The 22,147-nt window shown below is 51.1% G+C and carries 19 protein-coding genes; 7 read left to right on the forward strand and 12 right to left on the reverse strand.

The features are described 5' to 3' along the window. Window position 1 precedes the first annotated feature (1 nt). Window positions 2-1,078 carry a branched-chain amino acid aminotransferase gene (locus tag FCN15_RS03655; RefSeq protein WP_138493595.1) on the reverse strand — a complete coding sequence of 359 codons (1,077 nt, stop codon included), beginning with the start codon at window positions 1,076-1,078 and terminating at the stop codon, window positions 2-4. Window positions 1,079-1,204: 126 nt separating this feature from the next. Here FCN15_RS03655 and FCN15_RS03660 point away from each other — a divergent pair, with 126 nt between their 5' ends. Further along, window positions 1,205-2,122: a LysR family transcriptional regulator gene (locus FCN15_RS03660; protein WP_138493596.1), complete on the forward strand. Its 918-nt coding sequence runs from the start codon at window positions 1,205-1,207 to the stop codon at window positions 2,120-2,122. A gap of 91 nt (window positions 2,123-2,213) precedes the next feature. Here FCN15_RS03660 and FCN15_RS03665 read toward each other — a convergent pair whose 3' ends face one another. The 4 genes from FCN15_RS03665 to FCN15_RS03680 form a co-directional block, all read right to left on the reverse strand. Further along, entirely contained in the window at window positions 2,214-2,576 is a 363-nt protein-coding gene (locus FCN15_RS03665) for a group I truncated hemoglobin (protein WP_138493597.1), read from the reverse strand. A 155-nt stretch (window positions 2,577-2,731) separates the two neighbouring features. Continuing rightward, window positions 2,732-4,372: a glycoside hydrolase family 9 protein gene (locus FCN15_RS03670; protein ID WP_138493598.1), complete on the reverse strand. Its 1,641-nt coding sequence runs from the start codon at window positions 4,370-4,372 to the stop codon at window positions 2,732-2,734. Window positions 4,373-4,707: 335 nt separating this feature from the next. After that, window positions 4,708-6,003: a homocysteine synthase gene (locus FCN15_RS03675; protein ID WP_138493599.1), complete on the reverse strand. Its 1,296-nt coding sequence runs from the start codon at window positions 6,001-6,003 to the stop codon at window positions 4,708-4,710. Between the two features lie 171 nt (window positions 6,004-6,174). Next, window positions 6,175-7,053 (reverse strand): LysR family transcriptional regulator, encoded by an 879-nt coding sequence (locus tag FCN15_RS03680; RefSeq protein WP_138493600.1) that lies wholly within the window; start codon window positions 7,051-7,053, stop codon window positions 6,175-6,177. 116 nt (window positions 7,054-7,169) lie between these two features. Between FCN15_RS03680 and FCN15_RS03685 the strand changes: the two genes are divergently transcribed. Further along, the gene (locus tag FCN15_RS03685; protein WP_138493601.1) at window positions 7,170-8,360 is read left to right on the forward strand and encodes an MFS transporter; all 1,191 of its coding nucleotides are present in this window, start codon (window positions 7,170-7,172) and stop codon (window positions 8,358-8,360) included. A gap of 182 nt (window positions 8,361-8,542) precedes the next feature. Continuing rightward, entirely contained in the window at window positions 8,543-10,423 is a 1,881-nt protein-coding gene (locus FCN15_RS03690) for a PAS domain S-box protein (protein WP_138493602.1), read from the forward strand. A 78-nt stretch (window positions 10,424-10,501) separates the two neighbouring features. On the opposite strand, the gene yedF is transcribed toward FCN15_RS03690, so the two are convergent. From yedF to FCN15_RS03710, 4 genes are all read right to left on the reverse strand, one after another. Beyond that, window positions 10,502-10,729, reverse strand: coding sequence for a sulfurtransferase-like selenium metabolism protein YedF (gene yedF, locus FCN15_RS03695; RefSeq protein WP_138493603.1), 228 nt, complete (start codon window positions 10,727-10,729; stop codon window positions 10,502-10,504). Continuing rightward, window positions 10,719-11,930, reverse strand: coding sequence for a selenium metabolism membrane protein YedE/FdhT (yedE, locus tag FCN15_RS03700; RefSeq protein ID WP_138493604.1), 1,212 nt, complete (start codon window positions 11,928-11,930; stop codon window positions 10,719-10,721). The genes yedF and yedE overlap by 11 nt, the downstream gene beginning before the upstream one ends. A gap of 243 nt (window positions 11,931-12,173) precedes the next feature. Next, window positions 12,174-12,848 (reverse strand): SOS response-associated peptidase, encoded by a 675-nt coding sequence (locus FCN15_RS03705; protein WP_138493605.1) that lies wholly within the window; start codon window positions 12,846-12,848, stop codon window positions 12,174-12,176. 67 nt (window positions 12,849-12,915) lie between these two features. After that, a complete protein-coding gene (locus FCN15_RS03710; protein WP_138493606.1) occupies window positions 12,916-15,696 on the reverse strand; it encodes a bifunctional diguanylate cyclase/phosphodiesterase in 2,781 nt (926 codons plus the stop codon). Between the two features lie 292 nt (window positions 15,697-15,988). Here FCN15_RS03710 and FCN15_RS03715 point away from each other — a divergent pair, with 292 nt between their 5' ends. Continuing rightward, window positions 15,989-17,071 carry a mannose-1-phosphate guanylyltransferase gene (locus FCN15_RS03715; RefSeq protein WP_138493607.1) on the forward strand — a complete coding sequence of 361 codons (1,083 nt, stop codon included), beginning with the start codon at window positions 15,989-15,991 and terminating at the stop codon, window positions 17,069-17,071. Between the two features lie 209 nt (window positions 17,072-17,280). Next, window positions 17,281-18,033 carry an SDR family NAD(P)-dependent oxidoreductase gene (locus tag FCN15_RS03720; protein WP_138493608.1) on the forward strand — a complete coding sequence of 251 codons (753 nt, stop codon included), beginning with the start codon at window positions 17,281-17,283 and terminating at the stop codon, window positions 18,031-18,033. Window positions 18,034-18,103: 70 nt separating this feature from the next. Here FCN15_RS03720 and FCN15_RS03725 read toward each other — a convergent pair whose 3' ends face one another. Next, window positions 18,104-18,775 (reverse strand): NAD(P)H-dependent oxidoreductase, encoded by a 672-nt coding sequence (locus FCN15_RS03725; RefSeq protein WP_138493609.1) that lies wholly within the window; start codon window positions 18,773-18,775, stop codon window positions 18,104-18,106. A gap of 199 nt (window positions 18,776-18,974) precedes the next feature. Between FCN15_RS03725 and FCN15_RS03730 the strand changes: the two genes are divergently transcribed. Together FCN15_RS03730 and FCN15_RS03735 are read left to right on the forward strand one after the other, a co-directional pair. Beyond that, window positions 18,975-19,664, forward strand: coding sequence for a hypothetical protein (locus FCN15_RS03730; protein ID WP_138493610.1), 690 nt, complete (start codon window positions 18,975-18,977; stop codon window positions 19,662-19,664). A 161-nt stretch (window positions 19,665-19,825) separates the two neighbouring features. Beyond that, window positions 19,826-21,322: a glycoside hydrolase family 43 protein gene (locus tag FCN15_RS03735; protein ID WP_138493611.1), complete on the forward strand. Its 1,497-nt coding sequence runs from the start codon at window positions 19,826-19,828 to the stop codon at window positions 21,320-21,322. An 82-nt stretch (window positions 21,323-21,404) separates the two neighbouring features. Here the strand turns inward: FCN15_RS03735 and FCN15_RS03740 are convergent, their stop codons facing one another. After that, window positions 21,405-21,773 carry an MmcQ/YjbR family DNA-binding protein gene (locus FCN15_RS03740; RefSeq protein ID WP_138493612.1) on the reverse strand — a complete coding sequence of 123 codons (369 nt, stop codon included), beginning with the start codon at window positions 21,771-21,773 and terminating at the stop codon, window positions 21,405-21,407. Between the two features lie 24 nt (window positions 21,774-21,797). Then, entirely contained in the window at window positions 21,798-22,100 is a 303-nt protein-coding gene (locus FCN15_RS03745) for a putative quinol monooxygenase (RefSeq protein WP_138493613.1), read from the reverse strand. Between the last annotated feature and the right edge of the window lie 47 nt (window positions 22,101-22,147).

Genomic DNA, 22,147 nt, shown 5'->3' on the forward strand with positions numbered 1-22,147 from the left:
TTTACTCTATCGCTACTCTCCATCCGAACGGATCTTCCAACCGTCCGGTCTGGATGCCTGTCATGGTCTCGTATACGCGCGCAGACAGCTCGCCAGTCGTTCCTTCACCAATCGTCAGCTTCTCGCCGTTCCAGAACAGGGAGCCGACCGGGGAAATCACCGCCGCTGTGCCTGTGCCGAACATTTCCTTCAAGCTGCCGTCCTTCTGAGCCTCCACGAGCTCATCAATCGAGACGAGACGTTCTTCCACTTCCAGCCCCCAATGACGCAGGAGATGAATCACCGAATCGCGTGTAATACCCGGCAGCAGTCCGCCTGTCAATGCCGGCGTTACAACCTTGTCGCCGATATAGAAGAACACGTTCATACTGCCGACTTCCTCGACGTATTTCCGGTGAACCCCATCGAGCCAGAGAACCTGCGCGCAGCCTTGGGCAGTCGCGCCTTCCTGTGCCTTGAGCCCCGCCGCATAATTGCCGGCAGTCTTCACATGGCCGACGCCGCCTGCCACCGCGCGTACATAATCAGATTCCACATAGATGGAAACCGGCTTGATCCCTTCGGCGTAGTAGCTGCCGACCGGCGACAAAATAATCATGAACTTGTACTGCTGCGAAGGCGAGACGCCTAGAGCCGCTTCCGTCGCGATAACAAACGGCCGCACATACAGCGATGTCTCAGGCGCATCAGGAATCCAGTCCTGGTCAACCGTGATCAGCTGGCGCAGCGCTTCAATCCCCAGCTCTTCATCAATGGCTGGAATGCTCATCCGGTCATTGGAGCGGTTCAGGCGCTTCATGTTCATGTCGGGACGGAACATGACGATTTTTCCTTCCTGAGTTCTGTATGCCTTCAGCCCTTCAAAGATCGTTTGGCCATAATGGAATACTTTGGCTGCCGGATCCAGTGTAATCGGCTGGTAAGGGACAACACGCGCATCGTGCCAGCCTTTGTCGGAATCATAATCCAGAATAAACATATGGTCTGTAAAATATTTTCCAAACCCCAAGTCGCTTGCCTTCGGCTTCAGTTTGGGAGCAGTGGTGCGTTCAATGCGGATCTGATGTGATTGTGTCATTTTATGTCACCCTTTTTTGGAATAAGATTGATAATTGAATCTTACCCTATCGAAGGGTATATTGGAAATATCTATTTTGAAGAAAGAATATACTCCAAGGGTATGGAGAAGGAGTTGACCTGTCGCATGGATCTTCGCCAGCTGCGTTATTTTCTTGCTGTCGCCGAGGAAGGCAAGGTTACAGGGGCGGCCAGGCGCCTGAATATGGAGCAGCCTCCGCTCAGCCGGCAAATGAAGCTTCTCGAGGAGGAGCTTGGCGTATCCCTCTTTGACCGCAGCGGCAAGCGGCTGAACCTTACGCACGCGGGCGAGCTTCTGCGGCGCCGGGCCGAGCTGCTGCTCCGGCAGTTTCAGGAGACGATCGAAGAGGTGCAGGAAATGGATGACGGCATCCACGGCACGCTTTCAATCGGCTCCGTTGTCTCCTGCTTCTCGCTGCTTCCGCAGCGGATCGAACGGTTCCACGAGCTGTATCCCCGTGTGACCTTCAGAATCCATGAAGGCGATCATTTCCTTCTCGGGGAGCAGCTTGAGAAGCGGAATATTGAGCTGGTCGTCGCGCGGCTTCCGTTCGAGGCCGCTTCCGAGCCGGACCGCTACGCTGTCCTGAGTCTGCCCTCGGATCCTTATGTAGCGCTTCTCCCCGGAAGCTGGCCGCAGATGGCAGAGGACAGACGAATCGAGATCGAAGCGCTGGCCGAATATCCTTTCCTCAGCCTAAAGAGCGATCTGACTATCGGCATGCACGAGCTCGTGCTGAAGACGTTTCGCGAAGCCGGCTATGAGCCAAACATTTTATGCGAATGTTCCAGCGTTGCCATCATCCTCGCCTTAGTTGCCGCCGGCATAGGCGCAGCGATTTTGCCAAAGTCAGTGATCGCATCCTTTCCGCTGACGAGCATTGAAGTGTACGAGCTGACCCACACTCCGCTGTACTCCGAGGTCGGCCTGATCTGGATCAAGGACCGCTACCTGTCCAGAATCGCGCGAAATTTCATCGAAACCTTCCGGAATGAACCAGTCGGTACGATTCAATCCGAATGAGCCTGCCGGAATGAGTGCTCCAGTTTACGCTTCAGATCCATGCAAATTGGAGCAGTTTCCGGCTCACCGGCTGCTGCTCCAGCATCTTTTTTCACTTATGCAAAATATCACTTCTCAGCGTATCCACCTTATCAATAGCCGCGTCAATATCATTGGCGCTCGCGCCGTTCTGTTCCAGGGCTGTGCGCAGGTGTCCGACTATGGAATTAAAATGCTCTGACTGCAGATTCATGCCGGAGTGAGCCTTTGTCATCGCCCCTCCCGTGTACTGGTTAGGACCTCCCAGCGCATAGCTGATGAATTTGGTCTGGTGCTGCCTCTGCTTGTCCATGTCCGTATTCTTGAAGTACGAGTTCACCCCGTTATCCGCCAAGACCAGATCGTAGAAATCGTTAACTACATTTGCGATCTTCTCTTCGCCGCCCAGCTTCTCATACAAATTCATATTACTCATTGGCATCACCCCATTATTTGGTATGCTGACATTTTACCCAGATTCCCCCTTTGCAATTCAAAATTATTTGTTCTTCTTATCTTCTATCCGTCCTGGAAAAAGATAGAGACGCCCGAGTTGAAGCGCCTCTCCATCCGTATATGAACTGCCTGATCCTACGTATTAGGCAGCATGCTTGAAAGTACAAATACTGCAGGCGAATTCCAATAAATCGCTACTTCATTGGTCGCGTAGCTCTCCATGACATCGGCAAAGCTTGCCGCCGGTGCCCTGCCGGCCAGATGGCTGCGGGCGTACTCGTCCTGAATACCTTTGTTAGGTCCGCCTGACACGAGCCCAGGTACAGGTTCATCGACGCCGTCTCCATAAGATGGCCGGTGGTGAGGATGAAGTATGCTATGCGTTCCAAGTCCTGATACATAGCTTATGGCCATGACGTTCGCTCCGAATAAATAGTGAACATGCTGCTCCACATGGGATTGGTACACGTCCGTTTCGAGCAGCCGGCCCGCCGCCAGCATCAGCATGGCGTGATTCATCACCAGCATATTGCTGCCCCAGATGTACTGGTCCGGGCGGAGGGAAATGCCGTAGCCGTCCCGGCTGCTGACAGCGGCAAGCTCGTCTGCGCGCTGACGCAAGCCGGCTTTAAGGCGGTCAGCCAGCGCCGGGTCTTTATCGCGCCCGGAGAAGAGATAGGCGAGGGTTCCATAACCGCCCATATCCGCCCAGCCGAGCTCGTACAGGTCGAAGATGCCAAGATTGGCAAAATGCCGCAGCGCTTCGTGGTAGCGGGCTTCGCCCGTCGTGCGGTACAGCTCCGCGGCCGCCCAGTAACGCTCATCCTTGTCCTGCGCATCCCCATATTCGCCTGTGGCGATATCGGATGGATTGCGGAAGCCGGGCACCTCCGGATGAGCTTCAAGCCACTGCCAGGCGCGCTCTGCCGCCTGGAGACACTTTGACGCATAATTCGCGTCATAGGTCTTATATATACGCGCCGCCAGTGCCATCACCGCGGCAAAGCATCCTGTCGCCGCCGCTGACACCGGCGAGAGGAACAGATCGGAGGTGTCTGCCTCCGGCATCACATCCGGCCCTGGAAACTGCTTAGTCGTGAGCTTGTGAAACGCGCCTCCATCCTCATTCTGCATCCGGAGCATCCAGTCCAGCTCGTACCGGCATTCGTGAAGCACATCCGGCATGCCGGCGCCGCTCTCCGGCAGCGGCAGCGGCTGGCTGAATGAGGCCGGATAGCACTCAAAAGCAAGGAGAAGGTCGGCGGCCGCTTTCGCGCCCGGCACGACATATTTGCCGTAATCCCCTGCATCATGCCATCCGCCGCAGGCATCTATCTTGCGATGCGGTTCCCCGTGTACAGATGCCGGAGCAAGGTGACAGGCCGCATGCTTCCACGGCCCGGCGTATTCCTCTTCCAGCTCCATTCCGCAGCGGAAATAATAGAACGCTTTCAACATTGCGCGCTGGGCTTCCCCGTACACCGAATCCGAGATCTCAAACGGCTCCGAAGCATGCCCATCCTCTCTTTCAATCCGGTAGACGCCCGGCTGTGTCCATGCGGAGAAATCGCCGCGGCTCAGGCTTTGACCGCTTGCTTCATCCGCAGCGGATGCTCCGGACTCCCCTTCCCAAACGGCTTCGCCGCTTGAATCCTGAACCAGCCGAAACCGGCCTGTCCACCCGGAAAAAATAGCTGTCTTCCGATCCTCTCTTCGGTATCCGAGCTGATTCACGGCTATTCCGCTTTGCTGCTCATTCTTGATTTCGTTAACCATAGCAACAGCTTCATCCTCTCTCTGCTTAGTCCGGCCCGCCGAGCCGGGCCTTGTGAATAATCCCTTGAGTAAGGGGTCTCTCCAGATGAATTTCCCTTCGGTAGAATTTCCCTTCGGTAGAATTTCCTATCAGAAATTAATTTCTTCAGCCGAACAGAGATTCCTTCTTCATCTTCCCGGCACAGAAGGACAACCCTTGAACGATGGGCTCATTTGCTTCCCGGAAGTGATAGCCCGGCCATGCAGGTAATGCAGGTACAAATAATCCATCACAACGAAAAAAAGACGAACGCCCGTTAACCGCGCATCCGCCCTTTTCCAGTCAAGTACTGCTGCTACTGCTGCTGACTCGCAGCTATTGCCTGTTCCAGATCGTAGAGAATATCGTCAATGGACTCGGTGCCGATGGACAACCGCAGCAGCTCCGGAGATACGCCGGCTGCAATTTGCTCAGCCTCTGTGAGCTGCTGGTGCGTCGTGCTCGCCGGATGGATGATCAGTGATTTCGAATCGCCGACATTCGCGAGGTGCGAGAACAGCTTGACATTGCCGATCAGCTTGACCCCTGCCTCGGCACCGCCCTTGATTCCAAACGTCAAAATGGCACCCTGCCCTTTTGGCAAATATTTTTGCGCGAGGGAGTAAGAAGGATGACTTGGCAGACCGGCATAGCTGACCCATTCTACCGCTTCATGAGCTTCAAGGTACTGGGCTGCCTTCAAAGCATTCTGGCTGTGGCGTTCCATGCGCAGATGAAGGGTTTCCAGTCCCTGCAGCAGCAGCCAGGAGTTGAACGGCGAGATTGACGCGCCCAAGTCGCGCAGCAGCTGAACTCTGGCTTTGATAATGTAAGCAACAGGGCCGACCGCCTCTGTATAGACTACACCGTGATAGCTTGGATCTGGTTCGGTCAGGCCCGGGAACCGGCCGCTCGCCTTCCAATCGAATTTGCCGCTGTCTACGATTACGCCGCCGATGGAGGTTCCGTGGCCGCCGATAAACTTGGTAGCCGAATGAACCACAATGTCAGCGCCGTGCTCAATAGGACGAAGCAAATAAGGACTTGGAAAAGTATTATCAATGATCAGCGGAAGACCATGCTCATGAGCAATGGAAGCAGCAGCCTCGATGTCAAGAACGTTCCCCTGCGGATTGCCGATCGCCTCGGCAAAGACGGCTTTTGTCTTACCATTAATGGCCGCCCGGATATTCTCAGGATTGTCGGAATCCACAAAATGCACCTTGATCCCGAGTTTAGGCAGCGTTTGCGCAAACAGGTTGTACGTTCCGCCGTAAAGGCTGGAAGAGGACACAATTTCATCGCCTGCTCCGGCTATATTCAAGATTGAGAAGGAAATGGCCGCAGAGCCCGAGGCTGTAGCCAAGGCGCCTGCGCCTCCCTCCAGAGCCGCAATCCGCTGCTCAAAAACGTCGGTCGTCGGATTCATGATACGCGTGTAAATATTCCCGAATTCTTTCAAGGCAAACAAGTTTGCGGCATGCTCTGCATCCCGGAATCCATAGGATGTCGTCTGATACAGCGGTACGGCACGTGAATAAGTCGTCGGGTCAATTTCCTGTCCGGCATGAACGGCTAACGTTTCGAATGACAGCTTGCGGTCTTCTGGCATGGGCAAATCCTCCTTTAAATTCATAAATGAATGATAGAAAGAGATAACTGGAATTGAACCCATTTTCTCACAAACCTTGTCATTTGAAAAGAATTATTCTTAGTTAACAGGTCTGTTTTATTTGAATTTATTATTGACATTGTTTTAATAGCATTTTTTTATTGGAATTGTTTATTGACTATGCTCGGAAAAATATCCGGCAGCAACCTCGCGAAACTCCGCTGCGGCCCGCGAAATGTACCGGCTCTTATGCCACAACAAGGCGATTTCGCGCACTAATTGGTGATCCTCTATCGGGATGTACTGTATAGGTTCCCGCGGGTTTCTCGCCGTACTCGGTAAGAAGGCGATTCCGATCTCCGCCTCTACCAAAGCGCTGAGCCTTGCGGGTTCATCCCCCTCATACACATATCTGGGCTCGAATCCGGCGGTCCTGCAGACAGTATCAACAAGATCGCGTGTACCGAACCCCCTCTTCACGCCGACAAACCATTCCTCCCTTAGCTCAATTAAGGACAGGCTTGTGCGGCTGGCCAGCCGGTGTCCCAAGGGAACAGCAGCAAGAATCGGGTCGGCGCATACAATTTGACATTCTATATCCTCTTCATGAATTGGCGGGGAGGATAAGCACATATCCACCTCTCCTCGGCGAAGCAGCGTAACCATTTCCTGCGTGGTGAGCATTTGAACATGCAGCTGGACATCCGGCAGCCTTCTCCGATACTCACGAAGAATGTCGGGCAGCCGGCTTGCGGCCGTCACTGCCAGTTCAAGCTGATTAAGCTTCAAGCTGGACAAATCCCTGATCTCCTGCCTCCCCTGCTCCAGTTCAAACAATGCCCTCTCGGCGCGTTTGAAGAAGCATATACCAGCCTCGTTAAGCTTCAAACTCCTGCCTGTCCGGTCAAACAGCGGCACTCCGAGATCCTCCTCCAGGCGCTGAATGGTCTTGCTGAGCGAAGACTGCGTCACATGCAGGCTTTGCGCCGCCTCAGTGACATGCTCAAGCCGCGCAACCGTGAGAAAATACTGCAATTGAAGAAGCTCCATTTTCCGCCTCCTATCCATTCCTTCTAGTCAATGAAATAATAACATAAAATGCGTTGGAGTAAATGAATCTTCTTAGGTACGATATTATTTAAACAACACTTAAGGAGGAATAAATAATGAACGCACGCAGCTGGTTGCTAATGATCTCCGTTGGATTCGGCATACTCCTGAACCCGCTAAATTCTTCCATGATTTCTGTGGCCATTCCCGGGCTGCAGAAGGATTTTCAGCTCGACTATACCTCGGTTTCCTGGATCATCTTCTCCTTCTATATGGCAAGCGTCGTTGCTCAGCCCGTTATGGGCAGGGCCAGTGATCTTTTCGGCCGGAGGAGGATCTTTCTTGCCGGTCTGGGCGTTGCCTTCACCGCGTCCCTGCTGGCCCCCTTATCCGCAAGCTTTGGCTGGCTGATCGTGTTTCGTGTCCTTCAATCCATAGGAACAAGCATGATGTCTGCGGTAGGCATGGCACTTGTGCGGATTCATATTACAGAGAAGCAGGCGTCAGCACTGTCGGTCTTGTCCATCTTCCTCTCCGGAGCGGCTGCCATTGGTCCTTTTGCAGGCGGCGTCTTGATTCATTGGTGGGATTGGCATGCGATCTTCTTCGTGAACATTCCTTTTGTAGCGGTCAGCTTTATATTGGCTTGGAAAATAATCCCCAAAGACGAGCGGCCAGCATCCGCCCGCCGGGGCTTGCCTCCGCTCATTTCCTTGCGGACCTTCACGAAATACCCGGAGATGACCTTGGTGAATTTTGAATTCATGCTCGTTAACCTTCTTTATTACTCGATCTTCTTTGGATTTCCTTCTTACCTGCAGCTCGTGCGGCATGTCAGCGATTATCATACAGGAATACTGATGCTCACTCTTGGAATATGCTCCCTTGTCTCTTCACCTCTAGCAGGCCGGTGGGTGGATCAGTCAGGTCCCCGGCCGGCATTCATGCTATCGGCGGCATTGATGACCTTCGGCTCGGTCTGGCTAGTCCTCTTAAATTCGCATTCGCCGTTAATTCTTGCAGGCTTGGCTTTAGCTGCATTCGGCGTCAGCAACGGGCTGAACAGCGTAGCCATGCAGGCCGCCCTGTTCAACAGCTCGCCGAAGGAGATTATTGGAGCCGCCTCAGGACTTTTTAATACATCCAGATATATTGGAACCTTACTGTCGTCCCTGCTAATCAGTATGATTATGGGAGGGCAGTTCAGTTCTGGCGGATTTCGCATTCTCGGTATATTCCTGATCCTGACAGCTTTATCCCTGCTGGGGTTAAGCCTGCAGCGCCGGGGAGCAAAACAGCCGCAGTAAGGCTTATGGCGTACTTTGATCCTAGAATGCAAGAAAGCGAGCGTGGCCTTGGTTTGCTTGCTGCTCATCTTTTTCTATCTTGCTGTTTCAAGAAAATAAAGATTGGGTAATAATAAACGTTATTTCTGTATGTTATCGAAGTGTTAACCAGCCAGATTTCGTTTAACCAATGGAGGGCCGCTATGCACCGTGTAAATCTCAACCAAGTTACCTTCAACCAACAAGTATTTGACCATGCTTCTTTTGGGATCGCTCTCGTATCACCCGAGGGGCTTATTTTGACAGTAAATCCTGCCATGGAGAAGATGTTTGGATATACGAAAGAGGAGTTTGACAGCAAACCCGTCGGCGCTTTCTCTCATCCTGATGAACCCCGCATAGGGCTTGAGGAATTGCAGAAGCTGATGAACGAAGACAATGAGGCGCAAGTTGAAAGACGCTATCTCACCAAAAACGGTGAGGTGATTTGGGGACTGGTATCCTTCAAGCTCTTTGTTAACGAGTCGAACAAACCTTTATATTATATCGCCCAAATGATCAATATTACGAGACAGAAGGAATCGGAACGGCGGCTGCAGGAATCCGTCGAACGTTATACGTCGCTCAAAAAATATAACCATGATGCCGTCATTTCCTTCGGGCTTGATGGCCGGATTATCAATACCAATAAAGTGGCCGAGAAGCTGACCGGCTACGTAACCGAAACCGAACTGATCGGGATGAAGCTGTCCCGGCTGATCGGCACTGAGAATGTGAACAAGATTCTCGAAAAGTCCCTGTACGACAATTCAATCGAGCATGACATTGGCCAATTGGCGACTAAAGAAGGCAAATTCGTCGAAGTGCTGGCCAGCATTGCGCCGATCTTTGTAAGCGGACAGAACATCGGCTTCTACTTGATCTGCAAGGACATCTCGGAACAGAAAGAATTGCTGCTTGCCAAGGAAGCTGCTGAGACTACCAACAAAGCAAAGAGTGAGTTTCTGGCCATGATGAGCCACGAGATCCGCACACCGATGAACGGAGTGATCGGCATGACGGATATTCTGCTCGATATGAATGACCTGAATGAGGAGCAGAGAAGCTGTATTGAGGTCATCCGCCAAAGCGGTGAAACCCTGCTCAATATCATTAATGACATTTTGGATCTCTCCAAGATCGAAGCCGGCCGGACGGAGCTGCAGGAGGAGAATTTCGATCTTCGCCTGTGCATTAAGGAATGCTTCTCCGTCGTATCCAGCAAAGCTGAAGAGAAGAAATTAGCGCTGTCCTACACGCTCAATCACGATGTTCCCGACTATATTTACGGCGATCACGAGCGGCTCAAGCAGGTGCTGTTAAACCTGCTCGGCAACGCTGTAAAGTTCACGTCAAAAGGCAGCATAGCGGTGAAAGTCGAGCGCACGAAGAACAACCCGAATCAGTTAATCTTTACAGTTAAGGACACAGGGATTGGAATTAATCCTGACCGGCTCGAGGATATATTCGAACCTTTCTCCCAAATTGACAGCTTTATGAACCGCCGGCATGAGGGAACAGGTCTGGGCCTTGCGATCAGCCGCAGAGTCGTTCATATGCTGGGCGGGGAAATTCATGCCGAGAGTGACGGTACGGACGGATCTGCGTTTATTTTCACCATACAATACCAGGAAGCATCAGAACCTGTAAGCGAGAATGACTCACTGGAGCTGGCTGATATGATCCAATCCAATATCCTGCTCGCTGAAGACAATCCGGTCAACCGCCTGGTGATGAGTAAAATGCTCGAAAGAATGGGTCAGAAGGTCACTGTTGTTACCAATGGCAAAGAAGCCATAGAGGCGGTTCAGAGGGAACCTTTCGACATCGTCTTCATGGATCTTCATATGCCTGTGCTGAATGGTCTCGACGCCAGCCAGATCATTAAGAGGAATCTTAAAGAGAAATCCCCCCGAATTGTGGCCGTGACAGCCAATGCCCTAAAGGGCGACCGGGAAAAATGCCTCGACGCAGGCATGGATGAATATATCAGCAAGCCTGTGAAGCGGGAGGCCGTCCTTAAGCTGCTGCGCCAGTTTGCTTAAGCACATCCTCTGCTGGAGCAGATTGTTATACAAGAAAGGTGCCGGATGGGAGTCCGGCACCTTTCTTTATCATGCATTTTAAGCCTGAATAAACAGGCTGAATTCCTGGCCGTTCTTTACAGGTTCCTGTGCCATGACGTAGCCGTGCTTGACAACCTCCTCCGGCACGTTCCGGAATGCGGACGGACAGTCGGAAATGACCTGGAGCGTTTGGCCTTTCTGCATACCGCGGAGGGTTTCAAGCGTATAAATGACTGGATAAGGACAAGATTCCCCGCGGATATCCAAAGTGAAATCAACGGACATGGTTGGTTGTGCCTCCCTTCTTGAATCCCGCACCAAAGCGGTAGTTCTTCTGCCAATAAGCAGCACCGGCAAATCCCAGGCCCAGCACAAGCAGCGTAACAATTAAGGCTGGCGCCTCGCCCATTACAGTGATGAGGTTAACCGGGGAACCGCTCTTGACAAGCAGATTGTATACGCCCATATGGTCCCAAGCGTACGCGAGTACGGAAGCTCCGATGATGTTGCCGATAAATACCGGCAGGAAGACCACCTGGCCCTCCATGAGACGGTACATCATACCGGTTTCGCAGCCGCCGGCCATGACGATGCCCAGCCCGAACAGCAGTCCGCCGATTAATGTGCTCGGAGCAGCAATTTTGGTAATCGGCTCCATTCCGTATGCGGCTATGATGATGAGCGTCGCAACAGAGCTGACCGCCATGCCGAGGGCAATCGCTTTGGTCATCGTTGCGCGGCCGCTGATCCACAGATCGCGGAAAGCGGAGGTGAAGCAGATTTGCCCCCGTTCAATCAGGATGCCGAATGCGGCACCGAACAGTGCGGCAGTTCCCAGCATCGGCCGGTCCATCAGGTATAAGGATTCAATCAATGCGATGTAAGCAAGGCCTATAGCAGCTCCGACAAGGGGCTGTCTGCTCTTCTTCGGCTCGGAAGCCGGTGCGGTGCCGCCCGCTTTAAGAACAGGTTTGCCTTTCCACCATTTTGTATTGACAAGCTTGGCTCCGAGAAAGGTGCCTGCTGCTGTTGCGATGATGAACAGCCAGGCATGAAGGGAGAACTGGGGCACACCGGTAAAGAATGCCGCCAGATTGCAGCCAAGCGCCAAACGGGCTCCAAAGCCAGCGATAATTCCTCCCGCAAAACCCTGCACATACCGCCGCTTCTGCCGCGGCTTGCGGATCTTGAAATTGCTGCTCAGCAGCACCGTAATGAGAGCTCCGATGAACATGCCCCATACGATCCAGCCGTCCGTTCGCGTCCATGTTGTTCCTTTCATATGGACAAGGCCGAAATAGGCCCAGCCGGAAATATCGACTCCGAAGAACTTCAGAATATGCCCGCCCAGCCGGGTAAATTCACCGGTTACGGCCCATACGGTGTTGGTGATTCCGAAATAGACCGCGCTGAGGACCCCCAGCAGTGCCATGACCAGATAGGGATTCCAGAAGTTCCCGAACATTCTTGAATACAACCTTTTCACTTGTGCAGATCTCCTTCTATTAGAATCTGGAATTTGCTGCAAATCCCAGCATTCCTCATTTTACTATAAAATCTCCTCTATGGGATGAATTGTTTCAATAGATTGAAATAGTTTCACAATATTGAGATTCTTCTGAAAATAGAAAAAAACCGCGGCAGGCGCGGTCTTCATCTCATGCTTTATTCGCTTGGTGTGATTTGCTTGGACAATAGAACCGAACGATGCTCGGGAGGCGGCGCCAAATTACCGCTTGACCCACGCCCGCTTCAAATCCATCTCCTGAATGCATTCATCCGTGTCATGTCCGTACACGTCGATCATCGGTGTAACCGCATAGGCGTGCATCTCGTCTGCCGAATGAGGCCGCAGAATCGGATGAAGGGCATCCAGGCTGCTGGTCCCCTCGTCAAGCCACTGAGGAATATCTTCCGGGGACAGCATCGCCGGCATCCGGCTCTCAAATTCTTCAATCAGAGGATTGGCCTCTGTCATCACCAGCGTGTAGGTGCGAAGCGGTTCCCCATGCGCATCCCGCCAAATTTCATACAGCCCGGCGAGTCCGAACATCCCCTGGTTCTTCAGAACCACCCGTACCGGATAGGATTTCTTGCCTTCTTTCCTCCAGTAGTAGAATCCGCTGCAAGGAATAACGCACCGCTGCTTGTCTACAATTTTGCGGTAGCTTGGATTCCCGTGCACATTTCTAAGGTCTGCGTTGACAGCATCCTTGCCCCAGTACGGAATGAAGCCCCAGCGGAACTCATCCAGAATCCGCTCCCCGTTCTGCTGAAGAACGATCGGCGTACTCTGCGTCGGGTTAATGTTATATCGCACTTTATAGTAGGTCATCACCCGGTCAATTTGAAAATAATCCTGTACCTCCGGCAGTTCGGCTGCAATGGAGAAACGTTGACACATGAGCACCAGCCCCTTTTTTACAACTATTGTTTGTAAAAAAAGGAAAGTTATTCATGCAATTATGGAATTACACTCCATTTAGCAGAAGGTCATCAACCTCGGGCGCTGACATCGGTTTGAAGAAGAAGTAGCCCTGCGCCTGGTCGCATTCGAAATTTTTAAGGAAATCCAGCTGTTCCTGCGTCTCCACGCCTTCTGCAATGACTTCGAGCTTCAGATTATGCCCCATCGCGATGATGGTAGCAACAATATCCTTGTCTTTCGAATGACTGATTGTAATGTCCCTTACAAAGGAACGGTCAATCTTCAAACGGTCGATTGGCAGGTTCTTCAAATAATTCAAGGAGCTGTACCCGGTTCCGAAATCATCAATCGCCACTCTTACACCGAGCTTCTTCAATTCACTGAGCAGGGTTGTAGCTTTCTCGATATCGCTGGTCATTGACTCCGTAATTTCCAGCTCTAAGTATTCAGGTTTGAGGCCTGTCTCAGCCAATAGATTGGCGATATTGGGAAGCAGGTCTCTTTGGTTAAATTGGCGCATCGACAAATTCACCGACATGATTAAATCCGTAAAGCCCATTTTATGCCAGCATTTGAGCTGTTCGCACGCCTTTCTAAGTACCCATTCGCCCATTGGAACAATCAACCCGGTTTCTTCAGCGAGCGGAATAAAGTCTGAAGGCGAAATCATGCCTCGCACGGGATGATTCCAGCGGATGAGCGCCTCAAATCCTGTAATCCTGCTGCGGGCCAAATCCATCTGCGGCTGATAACACAAGGAGAACTGGGACTTCTTGACGGCATTGCGCAGCTCCATTTCCATCTCCAGCCGCTGCGGCGATAAGCCGTCACGTCCGCTCTCATAGAAGATGTATTGGTTCTTCCCCTGGCCTTTGGCCCGGTACATGGCGGCATCCGCGTGACGTATCAAGTCATCGACGTTATCCGCATGGGAAGGGAAGAAGCTGACGCCGATGCTCGGGGTAACAATAAATTTGCTGCCTTCGAGATCGTAAGGCTCCGAAATAACAGACAGCACGCGGTCGACAATCTCTTTGGCCTCTTCCTGCGTCACCTGATTAAGCAGCAGCAGAAATTCATCCCCGCCCTGCCTGCAGATCGTATCATGCTGCCTCAGGCAGTTCTGCAGTCTGGCCGCAATCTTGCGGAGCAGCAGATCTCCGTTCCGGTGTCCGAAGGTGTCATTGACGGTTTTGAAACGGTCCAGATCCAGAAAAGCAATGGCAGCCTCTTTACCGCTCTCATCCGCAGAACGGAGTGCCTGTTTGACGGATTGCTCAAACAGAAGTCTGTTGGCAAGTCCCGTTAAGGGGTCATGAAAGGCCAAGTAGTTCAGTTTATCCTCAACGCGCTTCTTCTCGGTTATGTCTTTAATGATACAATGGATTCCCGTAATTTTCTCTCCGTAATAATAAGGAATCACCGCGGCGTGCAGGTCAATAATCTCGCCGCTCTTGTTAAAGATCCGCGTTTCGTATTGCTGCGGCACCCCTTCAGAAACTTTATAGAACTGATTTCTCACTTTCTCTCTCTCTTCCGGAATAACCAGCGGAATGCAGGAGCTGCCGATAAGCTCCTCTGCCGAATAACCGGTGATCGTCTCTGTGGCCGAGTTCACATGAATAAAATGACCAAACATATCAAAGGTCGCCACGCTGTCTATATTGTAGTCAAACAACGATTTATATCGCTGTTCACTCTCTTTCAGCCGCTGTTCGATTTCGCTCTCCTTCGTAATGTCTCTGTAGATATGCAGATAGCCTTCAAACTGGCCGCAGTCTACGATGGGAACAGCATCGAGCGTCATGATCCTGCCATTTTGCAGCTGAACCTCTTCAATGTGAAGGCTCTGACGGTTAGGAATCGTATGATTCCATTTTTCATTAAGGGCCTCATCCTGCCGGATAAAGCTTTCTTCCCCGCCGCCGGTCTCTATCATTTCTTTGTAGATTTCATTGATCAAAATGATTTCTTTATTTTCGTTCTCCAGCTTGATGCCGTAAGGAATGGAGTTAATGAGCGTTTTTAATTTATTTGAGGTCAGTCTCAGCTCCCCCTCCATTTTCTTCCTCAGGGAGATGTCACGGCTTACCACGATGACCTGTATTTTACCGTCAGCGCCTGAAATCGGCTTGCCCCTCATCTCGATATCAATCCATTGTCCGTTGCTGTGCATATAACGATATTCCGCTACGAAAACGGTTCCATTTTTTACCGATTCTAAAAAAGCATCAAAGACCCGCTCCCAATCATCAGGATGCATATTCGTCATAGGGAAGCTTCCGATATACTCCTCAAGGCTTCTGCCTAAATATGTCGTATGGGAAGGAGAAGCAAAGAGAACCAGCCCGTCTTCTGCAAGAACCGCGAACATGTCGGTTAAATGATCGGTTATAAAGCGGAAGTTGGCTTCGTTGGCGCAGAAGGCGTCAATGGCCGGCTTTCTCGAAGCCAGGTCCGTCAGCGTACCGGAGAACAGACTGGCCTCATGGCTCCCGTTATAATCAATTGTCAGGAACAGATGCGCTTTCTTGACTTCATTCTGGCTTGTAAGGATACAGATCTCTTTATGAATGCCGGTGCTGCCGGAGAGCAGCTGGTTAAAAAGCCCGGAACACATATCTTTGTATTTCCAATCTACATAACTCGAAAAAGGCTGGCCGAGAGACTCCGCTGGCGGGTAACCGGTCAGCTTCTCCCACTCTTCGTTCAAATAAGTGAAGTTCCCCTGCATATCAATTTGAAAGACTGCGGCGTTCTTCATACTGTGCAGCTTGCGGTAATTAGTGGCGCTGTTCATTAAGTAGGGTTTCTCTGTGCTCATTTCGCTTCCACCTCAATTAAATAACTGAGAACCTGAACAAATAAGTCTTAAGTCCTCATTATGTACCAGTCTTGATTTCTAGAATAAATCCTTTTGCCCATAAATATACCATATGGATTCTGGAGCGTATAGAAAAACTACTAGCATTTCGGCAACCTGAATAGTGTGGCCATTTTGAGAAACTTCATATTCTCTAGTAATTCGTCCATGCCAAACCGGTCTCTTCTTCATACCTTATAACCTACCAGAGTAGAGATTTACTTGATGGACTATTGTTAAAAAGGGTGATGAAATGGACAACTATACGGTCATTATGGCAGGCGGCGCTGGACTACGGCTTTGGCCGCTTTCCAGAGAAGACAAACCCAAGCAGTTTCTGTGCCTGGATGGAAATCGTACCATGCTTGAACAAACCTTTGAACGGATCGGCGAGCTGGTTCCTCCGGAACGGTTGTTTGTCATTACAAATGCCAAATACGCCGAGCAGACCAGAGAGGTGTTAAAGGACCTGCTTCCGCCTGAAAATATACTCATCGAGCCTCTGCGCCGCAATACCGCAGCCTGTATCTCTTATGCCGCTCTATGGCTGAAACACCGTTTCAAGCACGGGACCGTATGCTTCATACCGGCGGACAGCTTTGTTCCTGATAACGAAGAATATCTTCGCTCTATCCGTCAAGCCTACTCCGAAGCAGAGAGAGCAGCAGGTTTAGTCGTGATCGGCGTGAAGCCTACCTTCCCATCCACCGGATACGGATATATTAAGATCAGCCCGGCGGCCCAATGTGCGGGCAACTCCAGCTTCGCAGTCTCCGAATTTAAGGAAAAACCCGACCTTGCTGCTGCCGAGACCTACCTGAAATCCGGAGAGTACCTGTGGAACAGCGGAATGGCCGCCGGTTCCCTTGACAGCTTCGCCAGCGAGATCAGGCTGAATCTGCCTGAACACTTCTCCCACCTCTCTGCTGCATTAACAGCGTTAGGCACTCCTGAATATGCCGAATCCTTAGAGCTGGCCTACAGCAGGCTGCCTGATTTGTCCTTTGATAACGGAGTGCTGGAGCGCAGCGGCAAGCCGCTCAGAAGCATTGCAGGCCGGTTTGACTGGAATGATATTGGAAGTCTGGATGCCCTCGAGCAAGTGTTATTGACGGATCAGGCGGATAACGCTGTCCGGGCTTCTTTTTACGGGATGGATACAAGCAGCTCGATCATCTTCAGCACGGACGATACGCTGATCGCCGCGATCGGTCTTACCGATATGATCATTATCAACACCGGCGATGTGGTCCTAGTATGCCCTAAGGATAAGGCGCAGGACATTAAAGCTGTCGTCCAGCAGCTCAGGAATACGGCATTCAGGGGGCATACCTGATTCCTGTAATGGAGATGGCTAAGGTGACAAGGGGGGAGTGTGCCCCTCTTGTTCTGTTTTCTTCATTTATCCGATCCTCCGATCCTCCGATCCTCCGTTTCTCCCGTTCTCCGATATCGCTCTTCTAAACCAAATCTAAATATGATATACTTTGACCGGTTTATAGAACGCTTTCATAATCAATCTACCAGTCCAAAGGAGAGCTAACGATGTTGAACGTACAAGGAAAGTGGGCATTGATTACCGGAGCAAGCCGTGGTGTAGGCCGCGAGACGGCTCTGTTTATGGCCAAGCAGGGCTGCAACCTGATCCTGCACAGCAGAGATTTGAAGCATACCGCTGCGCTTGAAGAGGAGATTCGTTCCATGGGCGTGGAGACATACAGCATCAGCGCCGATCTCGGCAGCCATGAAGAAGTTGTTTCCATGCTGGATGCGATTGAAGCCAAGGGCACTCCTGTCGATATTGTCTTTAATAATGCAGCCGTGCAGATTGCCTATCGGACGGATTATTGGAACACTCCTGTTCAGGATTTTGAAGCAAGCTTCCGTATTAACTTTAACTCAGTGGCAGCGATCTGCTTCCGGCTGATTCCCAAGATGATCGAACGCGGCTTCGGACGGGTTATCAATACTACCAGCGGCATTATGAATGAACCGGAGCAGTCCGCTTATGCAGCCAGCAAGGCAGCGCTTGATAAATTCACGAAAGACCTGGCTTCCCGGCTGGAGGGCAGCAATGTCATCCTCAGCCTGACAGATCCGGGCTGGTGCCGCACAGACCTCGGCGGGCCGCAGGCACCAAATCCGGTGGAAAGTGTCATTCCAGGCATCGCTGTAGGCGCCTTTGTGAACGACGGCAAGAGCGGCCGTTTCTTCCATGCCCAGAATTTCACAGGATTAAGCCTCGAAGAAGCTGCAGCCAAGGCAGAAGCCCAGGAAGCGCAGCGTTATTTGATATAAACAGAAGAAGCCCCCGCCCGATTTCTCGGACTGGGGGCTGTTTAATAGGGGAATATACAGGCATTAACCTTCAATTCACCCAATGAATCACATCTTCCGCAGGTCGTCTTGTCTTTGGACGCGGCTCCTGCACCCGGTAGCCAAATGCGCCCATTACGCTGACTCCGTAGGCTCCGTTTGCAAGCAGGCCCTCCTGCTCCAGCAGCTCATTCATGCCGGCCTGATCAAAGCCTTCAATCGGGCAGGAATCAATGCCGAGCAGCGCCGCCGCTGTCATCATGTTGCCAAGGGCAATATAGGTCTGCTTGCAGGCCCAGTCGAACAAAGAGCGCTCGCTCTCGAACAGATTGAAGTCCTCACCCTGGAATTCAGCATAACGTCCCATCATTTGCCGAACCGTATCTTCCGGAATCTCTTTGATTCTGGTCATCTGGTTCCAAAAATATTCCGTATCATACCGGCCGTTCCTCAAGGCCAGCAGAACAACAAAGTGGCTTGCCGTCGGCAGCTGGCCCCGCGCTCCCCATGCCCGTTCCCTCATCCGTTCACGGAGTCCGGCATTTTGGATCACAAGGAATTTCCAAGGCTCCAGTCCGACCGAACTTGGAGACAATCTTCCCGCTTCGAGAATGGTATGAATATCTTCCTCTGATATTTTGCGGCCGGCATCAAAGGTCTTGGTTGCATGTCTAAACTTCAAAGCCTCCAAGATTTGTCTGATCACGGTATTATTGCTGCTCATTGCTTATTCCTCCTGCTCTCTATCGATTATTCTGCATAAAATTGTAAGCGGATAACTGGAAATCACAGGTTTTCTTTTCGCTTGATCATATTATTACCCGCTAATGGAATTGTCAATTTTGCAACCTTTATCAATCTGATTTGGATTATGATTAGAGGTGGTATTTATTACCAATCCTACAATATGGAGGCTCCTTCCTATGACTAAAAAATGGATTACGGCCGCCGTCCTGCTCTCCTCTCTCTGTGGTTTGCTGCTCCAAGGCTGCAGCCGGCCTGCCAATACCATGAATGCTGCTCAGTCATCAGCGCCTGTATCCGGCGATTCCTCTGCTCCATCTGAATCAGCATCATCTTTTGCTTCATCCGCTGCTGCCCCTACCTCCTCTGCTGACCAGAAAGACGGACCGGAGAAGGCGGTTCTTGAAGCTTATAACAGCAGCTTGGACAGCAAGGAGAAGGTTCCCGCAATTATCAAGCAGCTTGATGGTCTGGATTGGGGCAGGCTGGACAAAGTGACTTCAGAGCCAGGCAAGTCGTTAGAGATCATCGAGTACCTTGCCAAGAACGATAAAGACATTCCTATTGAGCAGTACTCTCTGCTCTTTCAGGCTGTCCAAGGCCTTGACGGCGCTTTGGCAGAATCGTATTCCGCTATGGCCGGTGATCTGTACACCCAGCATCAGAAAGCGGCCGTGAAGGCGATTTCCGAAATAACGGATCAGGCGAAGCAGAAGCAAATCATTTCGCTGCTTGCCTATGCCCTGAGCTATAAAGACATTAATCAAGAGAAGAAATCGGTCCAGGCCGCGCTGAAAGCCAATGACCTGGACGAACAAGAACAGGCGGTGCTCGCCGCTCTGCTGGACAATCTGGACCACCCCTATTAAATAAGAAAGGCAGAAGGTGGACTTTATTGTGCGGCGGGTTTTATTGTGCGGTCAGCAGTGAACTGGTAAAATGAGGGCAGCAAAATAGTTAACCAACATTACGCAAGAAAGGAACCGTATAATGGCTCATCTTCCCGCTGCCTTATACATAGGTGAATGAAATGAAGTTTAACAACCCTGTTATCAAAGGCTTTTATCCAGATCCAAGCGTCTGCAAGGTGGAAGACACCTACTATTTGATCTGCAGTTCATTTCAGTTTTTTCCCGGCGTACCGATTTTTGAAAGCAAGGATTTGATTAACTGGGAGCAGATCGGCCACTGTCTGACTAGAACGACTCAGGTTCAGCTTGAGAAGGTGAACAGTTCCGGCGGCGTATTCGCCCCTACCCTGCGCCACCATAACGGCCGGTTCTACATGACTACCACCAATGACACTACCCGCCAGAATTTCTATGTTTGGACCGACGATATTTATGGGGAATGGTCGGAGCCTATTTATGTGGATCAAGGCGGTATCGATCCGGATTTATTTTTCGAGAACGGCAAAACGTACTTTATGAGCAATGGACAGGACGATTACGGGGTCAGCGGGATTGTTCAATGTGAAATTGAAATCGATTCCGGGCAGAAGCTGTCACCAAGCCGCACCATTTGGCAGGGCTCAGGCGGGCGTTATCTGGAGAGTCCTCATATGTATAAAATAAATGGCCTCTATTATCTCTTAGCGGCTGAAGGCGGCACTGAATATGGCCACATGGAGACGTATGCCCGCAGCTCCTCCGTATCCGGACCCTTTGAAGCTTATCCTCACAACCCGGTTCTTACGAACCGTAATTTGGGCGGCTACGAGCTGCAGGGTGTCGGCCACGGCGACCTTGTTCAGGATAATAAAGGAAATTGGTGGCTCTTCCATTTGGGATTCCGCCAGACAGGCCAGTATATGACCTACCATCATCTTGGCAGAGAGGTCTTCCTTACTCCTGTAACCTTTGGAGAAGACGGCTGGTTTACGGCCGGACATAACGGGACTACGCTGCTAAGCTTTGATACGGACCGGATTCCGGATACGGTTGTCCAGAACGAGAAGAAGATTTTTACTTTTGACAACACGGATTGGAATCTGGATTGGTGCTATCTGCGTCATCCGCATTACGAGAACTATCTGCTTGAATCTGGCCGCTTAAAGCTGAGAGGAAGCGAAGTTACGCTGGATGAGCCGGGTTCGCCTACCTTCATAGGCATTCGCCAGAAGGATTTTAATGCGGTTATTTCCTGTGAGGTTAGTGTGCTTGACGGAGAAGCGGGCATTACGATTTATATGGACGAGAATCATCATTATGATTTGGCGGTTAGAACAAGAGAAACCGGGTACCAGGTCATCGAACGCCTGAATATTGGAGACATCAAATCGGTCGAACATACTTTGGATTTGACCAGCCGCAATCATGCTGTCCTGCTGATTAAAGCCAGCGCAACCCAATTCAGCTTCTTTGTTCAGTTGGAGGACAAGGAAATTCCGCTCGGGACAGCACAGACGAGATACCTGTCCTCTGAAGTCGCCGGGGGCTTTACAGGCGTTGTGATCGGGTTATATGCTGCTGGCGGCTGCACGGGCCACGATGCTGCATTTACGAATTTCAGGTGTGAATATCTTTAATCACTGCTAACCCGGTACTGGCGGTACCCTTCTCTTCACCGATAAAAAAGTTTAAAATTAAACAACGCTGCTGACGTTTAAGTCAGCAGCGTTTTAAGTTGAGAACAGCCTCGCGTTCGCGAACGGTTAATTTTCGCAGCACAAGACCGTATGACTCGTCGATCATTTCAAGCAGGACGCGGTCAGTTATTTTTCCGTTTAGAAGCACGGTATTCCAATGCCTTTTGTTCATATGATAACCGGGCAGCACGGTGCCGGCGTATTGCTCACGAACGATCCAGGCTTCTTCCGGGTTTGTCTTCAGCGTCATGCTTGGATAACCGAAGTTCGATCCGAATAAGGCAAACATTTTGCTTCCTACATACAGCACGGGGGTATCCGGATGAAAAGGATATTGAAGCCTTGCCCCCTTCAGGCTCAATCCATATTCGATTAACTGACTGTGATTCAAAGAACGGACTCTCCTCTTGTCTTTCTAAAGCCCTTTACCGCCAACAGGATTCAGGGTGATTTGTTCGACTCCGGTGATCAGCGGCTTTGCCTTTTGAATCAGTTCTTTTGCCGATTCCAGGGATAAGGAGGACTGGTGGGCAGCCCGGTCATTCCAAATCTCCGTAACCCAAACCGCATTCTGATCTCCGTCCGGGACGTTAATGATATAATGGACGCATTCTTTAACAAATTCCATGCTGTCAGCTGCAGCCAAAAGGATCTCAGCAAGTGTGTCACGCTGGCCTTCACGGGCAGTGAATTTCGTATAAAGTCCGAATTTCTCCATCTTTAACCTCTTCCTGGCAGAATCCGCATGACCGGCAGCACTGCCCT

The organism is Paenibacillus pinistramenti (assembly GCF_005869875.1).
In the GTDB taxonomy this organism is placed as follows: Bacteria; Bacillota; Bacilli; order Paenibacillales; family Paenibacillaceae; genus Fontibacillus; species Fontibacillus pinistramenti.